The 12,107-nt window shown below is 59.1% G+C and carries 12 protein-coding genes and 2 pseudogenes; 5 read left to right on the plus strand and 9 right to left on the minus strand.

The window, feature by feature from the left end:
- Nucleotides 1-11: 11 nt before the first annotated feature.
- Nucleotides 12-2,078, plus strand: a complete 2,067-nt coding sequence (locus AWB80_RS40635; RefSeq protein ID WP_061180278.1) for a putative bifunctional diguanylate cyclase/phosphodiesterase — start codon at nt 12-14, stop codon at nt 2,076-2,078.
- A 399-nt stretch (nt 2,079-2,477) separates the two neighbouring features.
- On the opposite strand, the gene AWB80_RS40640 is transcribed toward AWB80_RS40635, so the two are convergent.
- Nucleotides 2,478-3,452 carry a ferritin-like domain-containing protein gene (locus AWB80_RS40640; protein ID WP_061180262.1) on the minus strand — a complete coding sequence of 325 codons (975 nt, stop codon included), beginning with the start codon at nt 3,450-3,452 and terminating at the stop codon, nt 2,478-2,480.
- 525 nt (nt 3,453-3,977) lie between these two features.
- On the opposite strand from AWB80_RS40640, the gene AWB80_RS45380 reads away from it, so the two are divergent.
- Both AWB80_RS45380 and AWB80_RS40645 read left to right on the plus strand, forming a co-directional pair.
- A complete protein-coding gene (locus tag AWB80_RS45380; RefSeq protein WP_061180263.1) occupies nt 3,978-4,406 on the plus strand; it encodes an alpha/beta hydrolase in 429 nt (142 codons plus the stop codon).
- Entirely contained in the window at nt 4,366-5,001 is a 636-nt protein-coding gene (locus tag AWB80_RS40645) for an alpha/beta hydrolase fold domain-containing protein (RefSeq protein ID WP_279628696.1), read from the plus strand. The genes AWB80_RS45380 and AWB80_RS40645 overlap by 41 nt, the downstream gene beginning before the upstream one ends.
- A 39-nt stretch (nt 5,002-5,040) precedes the next feature.
- On the opposite strand, the gene AWB80_RS40650 is transcribed toward AWB80_RS40645, so the two are convergent.
- From AWB80_RS40650 to AWB80_RS40660, 3 genes and pseudogenes are all read right to left on the minus strand, one after another.
- Nucleotides 5,041-5,706, minus strand: a complete 666-nt coding sequence (locus AWB80_RS40650; protein WP_087132023.1) for a TniQ family protein — start codon at nt 5,704-5,706, stop codon at nt 5,041-5,043.
- Nucleotides 5,657-6,637: pseudogene (locus AWB80_RS40655) on the minus strand (AAA family ATPase). The gene AWB80_RS40650 and the pseudogene AWB80_RS40655 overlap by 50 nt, the downstream one beginning before the upstream one ends.
- Before the next feature lie 23 nt (nt 6,638-6,660).
- Nucleotides 6,661-7,818 (minus strand): annotated as a pseudogene (locus AWB80_RS40660) (integrase core domain-containing protein); the annotation flags it as partial.
- Between the two features lie 84 nt (nt 7,819-7,902).
- Between AWB80_RS40660 and AWB80_RS40665 the strand changes: the two are divergent.
- Nucleotides 7,903-8,694, plus strand: coding sequence for a hypothetical protein (locus AWB80_RS40665; protein WP_244207038.1), 792 nt, complete (start codon nt 7,903-7,905; stop codon nt 8,692-8,694).
- Between the two features lie 223 nt (nt 8,695-8,917).
- Complete coding sequence (locus AWB80_RS45385) at nt 8,918-9,046, plus strand: hypothetical protein (RefSeq protein WP_279628697.1); 129 nt, start codon at nt 8,918-8,920, stop codon at nt 9,044-9,046.
- Nucleotides 9,047-9,533: 487 nt separating this feature from the next.
- Here the strand turns inward: AWB80_RS45385 and AWB80_RS44230 are convergent, their stop codons facing one another.
- From AWB80_RS44230 to AWB80_RS44235, 5 genes are all read right to left on the minus strand, one after another.
- The gene (locus AWB80_RS44230; RefSeq protein ID WP_160147523.1) at nt 9,534-9,797 is read right to left on the minus strand and encodes a hypothetical protein; all 264 of its coding nucleotides are present in this window, start codon (nt 9,795-9,797) and stop codon (nt 9,534-9,536) included.
- 855 nt (nt 9,798-10,652) lie between these two features.
- Entirely contained in the window at nt 10,653-10,811 is a 159-nt protein-coding gene (locus AWB80_RS44710) for a hypothetical protein (RefSeq protein WP_208635766.1), read from the minus strand.
- A gap of 50 nt (nt 10,812-10,861) precedes the next feature.
- Complete coding sequence (locus AWB80_RS44715; RefSeq protein ID WP_061180265.1) at nt 10,862-11,056, minus strand: hypothetical protein; 195 nt, start codon at nt 11,054-11,056, stop codon at nt 10,862-10,864.
- Between the two features lie 125 nt (nt 11,057-11,181).
- Nucleotides 11,182-11,556, minus strand: coding sequence for a hypothetical protein (locus AWB80_RS40680; RefSeq protein ID WP_061180266.1), 375 nt, complete (start codon nt 11,554-11,556; stop codon nt 11,182-11,184).
- Nucleotides 11,557-11,906: 350 nt separating this feature from the next.
- Nucleotides 11,907-12,080 carry a hypothetical protein gene (locus AWB80_RS44235; protein WP_160147524.1) on the minus strand — a complete coding sequence of 58 codons (174 nt, stop codon included), beginning with the start codon at nt 12,078-12,080 and terminating at the stop codon, nt 11,907-11,909.
- Between the last annotated feature and the right edge of the window lie 27 nt (nt 12,081-12,107).

A 12,107-nucleotide genomic window follows, 5' to 3' on the forward strand; every position in this document is an offset into this window, starting at 1 on the left:
AGAATCGCTCGATGCTTCCGCATACATACAACCCGCTGCTGGTCGTTTGCTCGCTCGTTGTGGCCGTTCTCACTGCGTACACGGCATTTGATGCGGCAGGGCGCATCGCCAGCGCCAAGGGCCGGATCGTTCCGTGGTGGCTTCTGGGCGGTGCCTGCGCGATGGGACTGGGAATATGGTCGACGCATTTCATCGGCATGCAGTCCTTCGATTTACCGATCGCGCTCGGTTATGACCCCCTGATCACGGTCGCGTCGTTGCTCTTAGCGATTGCGGCCTCGACCTTTGCGCTATGGCTCGTCGGTCAGGACGTACTGCCAACACCGCGCCTTATGGTCGGCGCGGTGTTGATGGGGCTAGCCATCACAGGTATGCACTATATAGGCATGGCGGCCATGCGGATGCGACCGGCAATCGATTACGATCCGGCGCTGGCGACCATGTCGGTGACGATCGCGATCATCGCGTCCGGCGCTGCGCTCTGGCTCGCCTTTCGTCTGCGCGGCCGGACATCAGTGATGCTATTTCGTCGCAGCAGCGCGTCGCTGGCGATGGGCGTTGCCTTTGTGAGCATCCATTACGCAGGAATGGCGGCCGCCCGTTTTCCGATAGGCAGTGTGTGCGGCGCCGCCCACACTGGCGCAAATCACGGCTGGCTTGCTTTGGTGACGATGATCGTCGCTCTGGCCGTCATCGCGATCGCGTTGACGATTTCTGTGTTCGACTTGCGCATGGAGGCTCGGACGGCCGCGTTAGGGGCCTCGCTGGTGGCGGCGAACAACAAACTGGCGCATCTTGCACTGCACGACAGCCTGACCGAACTGCCTAACCGGGCTCTGCTGGAAAACAGGCTAGAAGAACTGATTCGAAACTCGATGCATGCCGGCGAACGGTTCACGCTCATGTTCCTGGATTTGGACAGTTTCAAGGCGGTCAATGATGTCTTCGGGCATCGCGTCGGTGATCGGTTGCTGATTGACGTTGCGACGCGCATTCGCGCCGGCCTGCGGCCTCACGATACGGTCGCGCGCGTAGGCGGCGACGAGTTCGTACTGTTGTCTTTGATTAAAGATGCGGCGGCCGCCGCCAACCTCGCAACAGTGTTGATCAGAGCGATCCAAACGCCATTTGTGGTGGAAGGCCACGAAGTCGAAATTTCGGTGAGCGTCGGCATTGCGATCTTTCCTGACGACGGTGCCAGTCAGGAGGAACTGCTATCTAACGCGGACACGGCCATGTATCACGCTAAGGCGCTCGGCAGTGGTGAGTACTGCTTCTTCGAAGCCTCGATGGAAGCTGGTTCATATGAGCAGATGCAAATCGCGCACGAGCTGCATTCGGCGCTACAGCGAGGCCAAATGATCCTTCACTACCAACCTAAGTTCTGGGCGCCGAATGGGCCAGCGGTTGGAGCGGAGGCCCTTTTGCGCTGGGATCATCCGGTTCTGGGATTGATGGCGCCAGAGCGCTTCATCCCGCTAGCGGAGAGGACCGGGATGATCGTGCAAATTGGCGCTTGGGTGCTCGACGAGAGCTGTCGACAATTGAAGGCCTGGCATGATTCGGGTCACACAGCCTGGAGCATTGCTGTGAATCTATCGCCCATGCAGTTCGCCCATGAGGGTCTTACAAGGGCTGTGCTGGACGCGTTGCATCGGCATAACCTGCCAGCGGATTCCCTGATTCTGGAGGTAGCCGAATCAACTGCAATGCGCGATGTCGAATTAAGTTTGACGGTCCTCCGAAAATTGCGCCGGACCGGCGTGCAAATCGCGATCGACGACTTCGGCACCGGCTATTCGAGTCTGCTTTACCTCAAACGCCTGCCTGCGACCGAGCTCAAGATCGATCGCGGGTTCGTGCGCCAACTTGCTGACGACACGGAGGACGCGGCGATCATTTCAGCCATCATAGCTTTGGGAAAAGCACTCAACCTGCGAATCGTTGCCGAAGGCGTGGAGACCGCGGCGCAACAAATGTATCTGACCCGGTTGGGCTGCGACATGTTGCAAGGTTTCCTATTAGGCAGACCGGTGATCGGAGATGCGTTTCTTGCAGCAGTGGTTTCCACCGAGTAGTTTTGGACAGCCTCGCACGCTTGGCGGCTTTCCTGGCGCTCACCGCCTCCACGAGTGGACGAAAAATAGTCCTGCAATGTCATTGGACCCGCGATGGCGCACCGGGAAATCACGACAAGAAAAGAAAAAAGCGCATCGCCAAAAAACGAAGGCACGCGCGATACGCTCCCGCCGGGCAGGCTTACTCGTTTGCATGCATGCTGCTCAGGAATGAAACATCTCTAATGCGGTGCCAGCGATCAAGATCGCAGCCCCGACAACCAATCTCACACGCCAGCGCCATGCCTCCATTGACAACTGTTCCATGTTGCACCTCCGGCAGCGTTGAGTGGGGCCTTGTCAGCCACGGCGCAAACCAGAACGAATGACGCCGTGACCGACTCTCGTGCGCCATACGGTCTACGGGTAAGCACTACTCATGCTCAATGTGCCGTTCACACCCGCCGGGAAAAACCCCCCTTTGGCCACAGCACCCTTGTTCAAATATACGATGTTAAGCACATCGTCGTAGCTGCGACTGAATGCGATGCCGTTGTTATCCAGCGGAACGATATTGGAGATCTGGTTGCTCGCACCTGCGATGCCCTGATCGTCGTCACTCGATGCATCGAGTGAATCTCGCGCATCGGAGATCGCCTGGGCCGATGAGATCAGGCTGGGCGTCTGCATACCCTTTGAATAGAGCGTTGTTCGGATGAGGCCCGCGTGATAAGCCTCTGCGGCAAGGATACCCGCAGCCGCTTCCAAGTAGGTCTTGTTGGTAATAAGCGGCGCCGCGCCCTTATAGGCTGTCACACCGACGTCCTCAAAGATGAACGCCCCCAGCAGAAAGTTGTTGTCGTTCAGATACGGATTGAATGCCGTGCCCGCTGGTGCCAGTCCTGCTGCCTGAGCGGCGAGCGAGAAAGCGCCGTTCGGGTCGGTGCCACCTACATCCAGAGCGGGCATAGCAACAGCCGCTCCGCCCAACGCGGTACGCAGAAAGTTCACGTGTTCGAGTTCGTCCTTGGCGATCTCACGCGCATACGCTGCCACAACCGGATCGGAAAAAGAAACTTGTTGTCCCGGGATCACGGTGCCTGGTGTGCCCACTCCACCCATTAGACTGGGGGGCAGGCCGGCTCCTGTGGTGGCGTAGGCGTAAAACGTCGCTTCGAGATACTCAAGATTCAACGCAAAGTTGAGAATCTCCGCATCAGTCGGGCCGCTGGCGGCTGTCGCATTCTCGCCTGAGCCACCGCCGCAGGCGCCGAGAATGGTGCCCCCCACTAGGCCCAAACCGAGGCCGCCTGCGCTGCGAAAAAACTGGCGCCGTCTCTCTCGGCGCTCGACGCGGCCATCCAACACCTTGGTCAATGAAGCAGTCTCAGCCATGATTGTCTCCTAGTCGTCGATGTAAGAGCGGCGTTGGGGGTCGTCGAAATCGACAAGATCCAACGTCAAGCGAAAGTGTTTGACCTGCTCGCCAGGATCACGTGGCGTTGACCTCACACTAACTCTGCTCAATACGGCATTAGAGACGCGATTGGATTCGCGGCGTTACAGATGCTTTCAACTGCCCCAAGAAATGATGGTGCTTTACCGCATGTTGCCACGGAGGCGCGCAACATCGCCCGACGAAGCGATTTAAAAGCGGGAGGGCCTTCGCTTGCTTCACCTTCTTTATCTATGCGCGACTGCCTCGTAGCATCGAGCGCGCGACATGCGTGTATCGACGGCCCAGTCTAAGGTGTGAGCCAAGTCCGCGCGATTTCGACCAACCACCTCGTCGGAATGGTTGTCTCGTGGCAATTTCGAGGAATGGGCCGCAAGCCAAGCGTGGCATCGTGGGCACACGGGTTGCGCCTAAGCTGAAAATTCAGATCTCTCAGACATCCTGCGCGGAGCATTCCATGATGCTTGGCCGATGCAATCAAAGGAATTCTCGGCGTCGACCCGGCTACGCACGCAGACGACGACATGAAAGCCGTTTTAGACGCGCTCGCTAGTTTGAACTTGAAGCCGATTGAAGAGTGCACGCCGGTCGAAGCGCGTCAGCAACCAATCCCCGCAGATGCTGTGAAAAAGGTGGTACAAGAGCGCAACATCTCAGTCGCACCGCACGTTGCAGCCATTCAAACGCGAGATAACGAAATTCAGGGTGCAGAGGGACATAATCCCGCGCGGATCTATACACCGTCGGTGGATGATCCGTTTCCCGTCGTTTTGTATTTCCGCGGTGGAGGCTGGGTCATTGCTGACCTGGACGTTTATGATGCAACCCCGCGGGCGATAGAGGCACAGGCTAATGCTGTCGTCGTGTCTGCCCACTATCCGTTTAGCCCCTGAGCACAAGTTTCCCGCTGCCAACGATGATGCAATCGCGGCGTGGCAATGGGTGCTCGAAGACGCAACCCTTATCAACGGCGATCCGTCGCGCATCACTGTCATGGGCGAGAGTGCCGGTGCAAATCTCGCAATTAACGTCTCAATCGCCGCTCGGGACCGTGATCTACAAATGCCGGCACACCAGGCGCTTGCTTATACGGTCGCGAGCAGAAATACGATGTCTGTCTCGTGTGAAGAGAATCGAGCAGCGAAGCCGCTCAACAAGCCCATGATGCTTTGGTTCGTCGAACAGGTGATCAACAGTAAAGATGATCTCCGTGACGCTCGCATTAATCTCGTCGAACCTGACTTAACTGGCTTGCCACCCACAGCGCTCGTGACCGCCCGTATAACGAAGGGAATCTGTCTCTGTTGTGCGAAGAATTCTGTCAACTACCGCCGCCGAGTCCGTCGACCCGGAAAATGCGCCAGTTGTTCAAAATGCTTGCCGCCGAAGGAATTGTGTCTCAGCTCGCGAATATCGATGCAGCTCAGGTCCGGACGTCTGCGGATGAGGGAAGACTCCCCACGAAACTGCAGCGGAAGCGATCGGTGAGCCGAAACGGGAGTGTTGTGCCCCTTGCCAAGGCAAGGTTTAGACCAGGCAACTATCACGATAGCGGCGTGTGAACGCGCTGCGGTGTTTCGGTTTCATCGGGCGAGCGTTGTCCGGTGTCCATGTTCCGCCATGACTCGCATAGCAATATGCACAGTAAAACCGGCCTTCGAGGAGCTGAACGTTCACGCGATAAGGTGCTTCACGACCGCAGCGCCAGCACCTTGATTCGATGACGCAATGATGAGCAGGACACACACTCAGCCTTTCGAGTTGATGAACAACGCTGTGGTAGCCATGAGCGAGACAGCGACGGCAGTAACGGAACACGTCGTTGTAGCGTCGATGGCCGAGCGGATCCATCAGTGAGGTTCGCAGCGTTTCAGCAGGCAAGCAAAGACTCTCCTGTAGCCGCCCGACATCGACCAACCCTCGACGCGGAGCGACGCCCTGGTAAGGATCGACTTCCAGGCCCATGAGTCGTGCGACAACGACGCCCGACAGGGCGTTGGCAGTCTCGAACTTCCACAGGATTGAGATCAGTGACTCATGCGGATAGAGCCAACCCTTCCTGAACACGTAACCCAGGGCCGGCGTCAACCGGCTCTCGTCGAGCGTGAGAATCGGAAACGCCGGTTCCCTCAGCAGCCCGTCGCTACGAGGCGGCAACGAGGACGCGTCCGGTTGCCTGACGTGACTGGACATAGCCGCAATGCCTTACCGCATGGTCCCATAGGACCTGATCCTGGCAATAGTCCCGGGCGTCGTTCAATTCGCTGTCCTTGAGCACTATCTCGACCGCGCGTGCGAAGGACTCCATCGGGATCCCAAGCTTCCCCGGCAGATTGGACTTATGGTGCGCCGTCTCGAATGCGTTCCACAGGGTATCGGCGTCACTGACCAGTCGATATCCCGCATCAAACGCCTGCGGAACGTAGAAGCGTGTAAAACTCCATTGGCTGCCTTCGGGATAGGCAGTCTGATCGTAGCCGTTCAGGCATGTCGCTACGTCCTGTGCATTGCGAATGCCATAAAAGGCCAACTCCTCGACCATCAGACGCGCGACGATCTGCGTCTTGCCCGCGACCTGCATTGCAGTCTTTTGTGAGAGCAACTCCTGCTGGCCGACGAGGAACGTCAACAACTTGATCTGCTGCCGATCCAGCGCATCATGCACATCACGCAGCCATTCGTATTCGTTGTCATCGTAGCGCTGTGCCTCATCGCAAAAGAGCAGCACCACCCCACTGCCCGCAATTGATGCTGCCTGTCGGATCCTCAGCGTCAGGCGCATCCGCTTTTAAGGATTCGAGCCGGCATTGGGATCCGGGTCACCGACCGCCTCCAGCAGATTCGCGAAGAACGGCCCTTCGGCATGCCGCGGCTTGTGTTCGCACTGTGCGTGGTAGCTCGTCATCCGCGGATAGTTGCGCGCCAGCAGCAACCGGACGTATTCGATCGCCCGGGTTTTGCCGATGCGCGACGGACCGTAGATAAGCGCCCCCATGATCCGGTATCGCAGGCATCGGACAACCAGTTCGTAGAACGCCTCGATCGCTGGCGTTGCAATACGGTAGTTCCCCGTCACAAGGGGGTGCAGCGACGGATCGACTGGACGCGGTATCTCAAGCGACATTGATGCCTCCCACAAACACGACGTTAAAAGACCTGACCTGTACCGATTGAAAGCCTTCGAGGACGGGCACGAGTGCCGGGTGGCCGGTCTTCAGGCGTTTCCGTCGACCGGGTGTCGGGCACCGGCCCCAATGACTCATTCGTTTCTGGCTCCGGACGCGGGACCGCCAACGCGACTGGCAGATCTCTGGCTTGCGCTGACGTGATCAATCGCATGGTGTGAGCTAGTTCCGTAGCAGCTTTGCGGCTCTTCTTCGCCTGCTCGAACTTCTCCTTCACATACGCCTCAATCGGATTGGTATCGACCACCCCGCGACGACGGCGAATGCCCATTTGCCTACAGATCTCGCGCCGTAGTTTCAGATTGTGCGGAATGATCCGCCAGAGCCCCTGCACATCGAGTTCACCCAGTTCCGTGCCATCAGGAAGAAAAGCCCGCACGCTGCGCAGATCGTTTACGTTCAGATAGACAAGTACTTCCTGCCCGATTAGATGCGTACTCTTTGCCAGGACGCTATTCGTATACCGTGCGGTGTAGAGGTTGATATGCGGACACACCCCCTGATCCAGGTAGGCGCAAACACGACACCGCCGTGCAGACTGCATCAAACACAATGAGCGGCGATGGTAATGCGCAAGCCAGGTCAGCAGCGTCTGCTTACCCCGCACGAAATACTTCATCGCCTCAAGCGGGGTGACGTTGTTCAGACCGCTGTGTGGCGTGCCGTTGTAGTTCGCAATGGCGTATTCGATCAACTCATCGAGTTCCTCTATGGACACATACAGGCGCAGGTTACCTCTGGGATTCGCGAGCGCACGCCGCAGGTCCCATGGATTCGAACCCGTGTAACCGGGCAGACGGGCCGACAATCGGCTTGCAATCGTCCCGAAGAACCGCTCGATGTATGGCCGTTCGTCCGGACTATATTTCGGCCCTGCATCGGCAAGGCAGCCGACGAACTCGCACAACGCTGTCAACGTGTCGTTGGCCAGGTTCGCCCTTGCGTTGTCCAGGCGGATCCACTCCCACGTCGCGTAGCCGAGTTCCGGAAGCCGCTGCGATGGAAATCCGTCATGCGGTCCATACGCGAGCCCCGGAATCGAAAACGTGCGTGCACGATGAGGTTCGAGGGCGTTCTCGATCGTCTTGATCACGTCGTAGCGGCTGTACTCCCGGGCCATATGCGCAAGCCAAGCACGATCTGCTGATACTCGCAGGCTGTGTTAAAGCAGACACCCCCGCAAACACATCAGAGGATCTGGGCGATGATCGCGAGAAGAACCACCATCCGGCAACTACCGCTGACCGAGGTCGTTGACCGCGACACTCCCGGCGCGACGCCGGTTAGCATCACCACACCCGAGGGTGGCACCATCTATCACACGGTCCCGCTAGCAGACCCCGCAACCGGCAAGCGGCGTGACGCACGCCCGCAGTGGATCGCAAGCACCTTCCCTCTCTTTCCCGTCGTCCGACTTGGTGACGGCGCGCCATGGGCTGAAGCGAACATCTGGCTCATCGATATGCTGGAGTCGAAGTCCTCGCCCAACATGCTGACGTTCGCCAGCATCGCTGACGATCTGGCAGCGTTCCGTCGTTACCTGGATGACGAGGGTATCGACTGGTTAGCGTTCCCCGCAAACAAGCGACAACGGCCGACCTACCGCTATAGCGCATCGATCAAGCTGGCCGTGCAGGCAGGCGAACTGTCTGCGGGTGTCGCGAAGCGTCGTATGGGTGCTGTAGCGCGCTTCTATCGCTGGCTCATAACCGAAGCAGGCTTCAGGCCCGCGAACGCGCCGTGGGTCGAATCTGATCGTTTCATTGAGTTCAAGGACCAGAAGGGCTTCAGCGGCGTGATCGAGGTCAAGACCACGGACCTGTCAATCCGTTGTCGCCGCGCGGAAGACCCGTGGGACGATCGCATTCAGGACGGCGGTCGCCTGCGCCCGCTCTCCTCTTCCGAGCAGTCGGTACTGCTTGAATCGTTAGCCGCTCTCGGCAACATCGAGATGACGCTCTGGATGCGAGCGCCCGTCAACAGCGCGAACAGATGAACTCGTCCGTTTGCGATGTCGGCCCGTAGGTTTGCGCCAGCGCCTTGAGCAGCGCCAGTCGGGCTACGGATCTTTGTGTGCCATGTATCGTGCATCCGCGGCACGACGTTTGAGCGTCCCCGCCTCGTCTAGCGCCAGCACCGTGATCGGTTCGATCGCGCGAGCACGCCCTTTGCATGTCGCAGTATTACGAATCACCGAGCCGCAGACCGCTGAGGGCACGGTGGCATACACGCAGGCGGTGCGCGCGATCAATCGCGATCCGCTCGATTACGTCGCGCAGCAGCACGAGCGCCTATGGCGGAAGTCCCTCGTGCGCTTGCTCGAAGTACGCCATTCAACGATCTGGTGACGGCCTCTCGTTAGGAGCCGCCTTTCGAAAACGCCCCGCAAGGCGACCTATGCAGCGATCCAATCAATATCTGCGATCGGCCGTGCATGGCCAAATCGATGTAGAACGGGAGCGGTGAGGATGTCTACGTCGGCTCGCCGCGATGACTTGTCCACTCGTCGCCACTACATGTTAACGTCGAATGTCCCCTCCTTACCTCCGCACGAACGCGCACACCGCCGCGATCACCATCGCAAGCGCCGCGAGCCATCCACCCCAGGCCAATATGCCGCCGACGGCGAACTCCCAGCCCCAACGCCTTCGCGCGGCGTATATCTGGGAAGGTACGTCAGATCGAGCGTCACCCTGGAAAGATCCCGCCTCGCACGCGCCGAGCACGAAGCGCAGCACTCCGCGTGCGCTCTGGGTCAAGTCGCCAGTTAGGAACTGCCGCACGTCTTTGTCGAGCGACAGATGGTCACGCCGGTCACTTGCAGCCGGTCGATCTTCATTCAGCCGACGACAAGCCAAATCGCAGCTTGGCCGCAACGTACCGCTCAAGGAACTGATGAAGGTCTGCAACCGTCGGACGTGTTCCCCACCCGTCGCCATGATTCAGGGACGCGAGGGCCATCCATGAATCCGGCGGATGCAACGCGTCAATGACTTCACTACCCTCCATAACAACCAAGCGTCCCGTCGACAGGTGAAATTCTGCCAAAACCTCGCGAGTGGCAAATCGTACGACAGCAATCACGGATTGCGCCTTCATGAAGTCCCTTTCATCGTTAGCAGTGTCATGGTGCATTGCAACACACTATCTTTTGCAACGTACTGGCCCCTTGCAATGGCTGAGCGGCGCACGATCGAGTCGTGCCTGTCGCCATGCCCCTTGAGTCCCGCCCTGCTTTGGGATCCGGCGGAGTTGGAGGCGAAGCACGGTAAATGCCGGTCGGTATACTGCCGTTTTGGTTCGAGACGAGAAGCGATGGAAAGCGAACTCAGGCTGTAAGTCTCGCTCGCAGGGCGAGCCAGCTTCTACGCTCGCCCGCGGTCAGTCGCCTCATGGACGTTCCAGCGACGACCGACGAGCTAGCTGGCACGTACTCCGATACTCAGATTTCAAGGCGCACAAATGCGCCGCTGCACTGCGCGCGCGTGTCGCAGGCAATAGCCGGTTACAGGCGCTGGAATGTTCGAACCGGACGAATTCGAAGGCCCCGTGCAAGGCGACTCGCCGGACCTCGAGTCGCTACGACGACAGTTGCTCCCGAAGCAACAAGCGCACGAAGCTTCTGAAGGCAGACCGACTTCGGTCTTGCCTCGAACCGCTTTTCGCGACCCGCGTCAAGCCTACGGGCGCGGTTCTGCGCCGATCACATGGCGCTGAAGTCGAACTCTCAGTAGACGACGGGGTAACCGAGGCGTCAACTGGGTCAACGCCCATTCACGGCGTAGAGATGGATCAAAAGCGGCGCTGGAGCAGTTGTATGAGTTGACGCTTGCCCTGCTCGAGACCGTGCCTCTTCACACCGACTAAACGAGCAAGGGAGATCGTGGCTATGAACTGATGGTGCGGGGGCCTCACTGCGCCGGTGTGGGCGGAGCCGCTTGACCTGAAAATGCGCTACACCGTAACCGGGCCCGCGAACACGGCTTCGGTCACCATGCGGAAGGATACCGCGGTGAGTTTCGCTTGCCCGTGCTCCCGAATCGACGCACGCCGGTGATCGGCGAGCACCCACGAGCCGTGCGCGAGCGCGAGCAGGGCCAGCGTGTCGAGCATGGGTGGTGAGATGCCGTCCCATCGAACCGGCGGTCACCAAGTGTTCAACCTCATGAGGATCGTAGTAGGTGCGTGCTCACCGCGGGTGCGATACGCTCGACGTAGGCGCGCAACGCCGTGAAATCCTTGATCGTATAGCGCCTCTCGAAAGTCAGTTGCTCCGTGATGAGCTTTTCTGGGATGAACTTCCCTGCGGTGCGCGCGTCCGGCGTAGCGTTGGTTCGAGCCGATCGGCCTTCAGCCATCGTCGCGCTCCCCGTCATCGAATTCCATGCGCGGCGCAGGTGGCATAGGCGGCCGTGGCCGAAAGCCTTGCAGCTCGGCATGTGCCTCGGCCATAAACACCTCGGGCCACGTACCGCGCAGGATCTCAAAGCGCATCGAGGAGGCGCGCGGCGAGCCCGTAGTCCTCCGGCAAGTTGGCCCACGCGTCTTCAAACAACACGCCCTGCACCACGGCCTCAGCGCCGCATTCCGTGACGCGTTCCAGCACGGGCTCGAAATCTTTGCCGAACAGCAGCGGGCCGTAGGTTTGCGCCAGCGTGGTCAACACGCGCAGTTCGATGTGACTCGGTTTGACCGGAAGAGGCACGGGGCGCCCTCCGACGATCTGACGCAACGCGCCCGCGCGCCGCTTCAGCGTGATGGTGCGGTCGAGCTCGAGTACGATGCGCGCGACTTCCGGGTCGGGAAACGACTCGAAGGCCTCGTCATCGTCGTCAAAGTCCTCGCTGCCTTGCGTCACGGGCCTCGGCCCTCTTTAGTCGGAAATGCCCCCATTCGACCCCTGAAATGCTACCCCGACAATACTGCTTCTCGGGAATCCTAATCGCTATCAATGAGCATAAAAAGGGCGATGCGAAGAACATCCGAAAAATGGAGAAGTCGACTTGAACTGCGCCAACTGCCCATCAAACGCACGATGCGTTGCCGGTTCTTGCGCACTCGCGGATTTTGAACGTGCTGCGCAGGAGAATGGTGCGCTCCGGCCAAACGTGACAGTCTGTCACTCAGACGCCGACGAGCAAAGGTGAGGACTATTCGCAACGTAGCGTTCGAGAAGGGCAAGCAGATCAGCCGAAGTTGGGCGCGTCCTCAGCCGTCGCCCCGGTTGAGCGAAGCCATCGCCAACCACGCATCGGACGGATGCCATTGTTCAATCACCTGCGGGCCTTCTGTTATGAGCAAGCGCCCGGTCGACAACTGAAAATCCACAGCAGTTTCCCGGCGCGCGATCCGAACGACGGCAATCAAGGTCTGCGTCTTCATGCTTGAACCACCCGCAGCGGCAAATGG

The organism is Caballeronia pedi (genome assembly GCF_001544915.2).
Classification (GTDB): domain Bacteria; phylum Pseudomonadota; class Gammaproteobacteria; order Burkholderiales; family Burkholderiaceae; genus Caballeronia; species Caballeronia pedi.

Bases quoted from the DNA above. Each gene is read 5' to 3' on its own strand.
- AWB80_RS44715 (WP_061180265.1), bottom strand. From the start codon at position 11,056: ATGGCTGAAGGCCGATCGGCTCGAACCAACGCTACGCCGGACGCGCGC.
- AWB80_RS40645 (WP_279628696.1), top strand. From the start codon at position 4,366: ATGCTGTCGTCGTGTCTGCCCACTATCCGTTTAGCCCCTGAGCACAAG.
- AWB80_RS40665 (WP_244207038.1), top strand. From the start codon at position 7,903: ATGATCGCGAGAAGAACCACCATCCGGCAACTACCGCTGACCGAGGTC.
- AWB80_RS44710 (WP_208635766.1), bottom strand. From the start codon at position 10,811: ATGCTCGACACGCTGGCCCTGCTCGCGCTCGCGCACGGCTCGTGGGTG.
- AWB80_RS40650 (WP_087132023.1), bottom strand. From the start codon at position 5,706: ATGTCCAGTCACGTCAGGCAACCGGACGCGTCCTCGTTGCCGCCTCGT.
- AWB80_RS44230 (WP_160147523.1), bottom strand. From the start codon at position 9,797: ATGAAGGCGCAATCCGTGATTGCTGTCGTACGATTTGCCACTCGCGAG.
- AWB80_RS44235 (WP_160147524.1), bottom strand. From the start codon at position 12,080: ATGAAGACGCAGACCTTGATTGCCGTCGTTCGGATCGCGCGCCGGGAA.
- AWB80_RS40640 (WP_061180262.1), bottom strand. From the start codon at position 3,452: ATGGCTGAGACTGCTTCATTGACCAAGGTGTTGGATGGCCGCGTCGAG.
- AWB80_RS40635 (WP_061180278.1), top strand. From the start codon at position 12: ATGCTTCCGCATACATACAACCCGCTGCTGGTCGTTTGCTCGCTCGTT.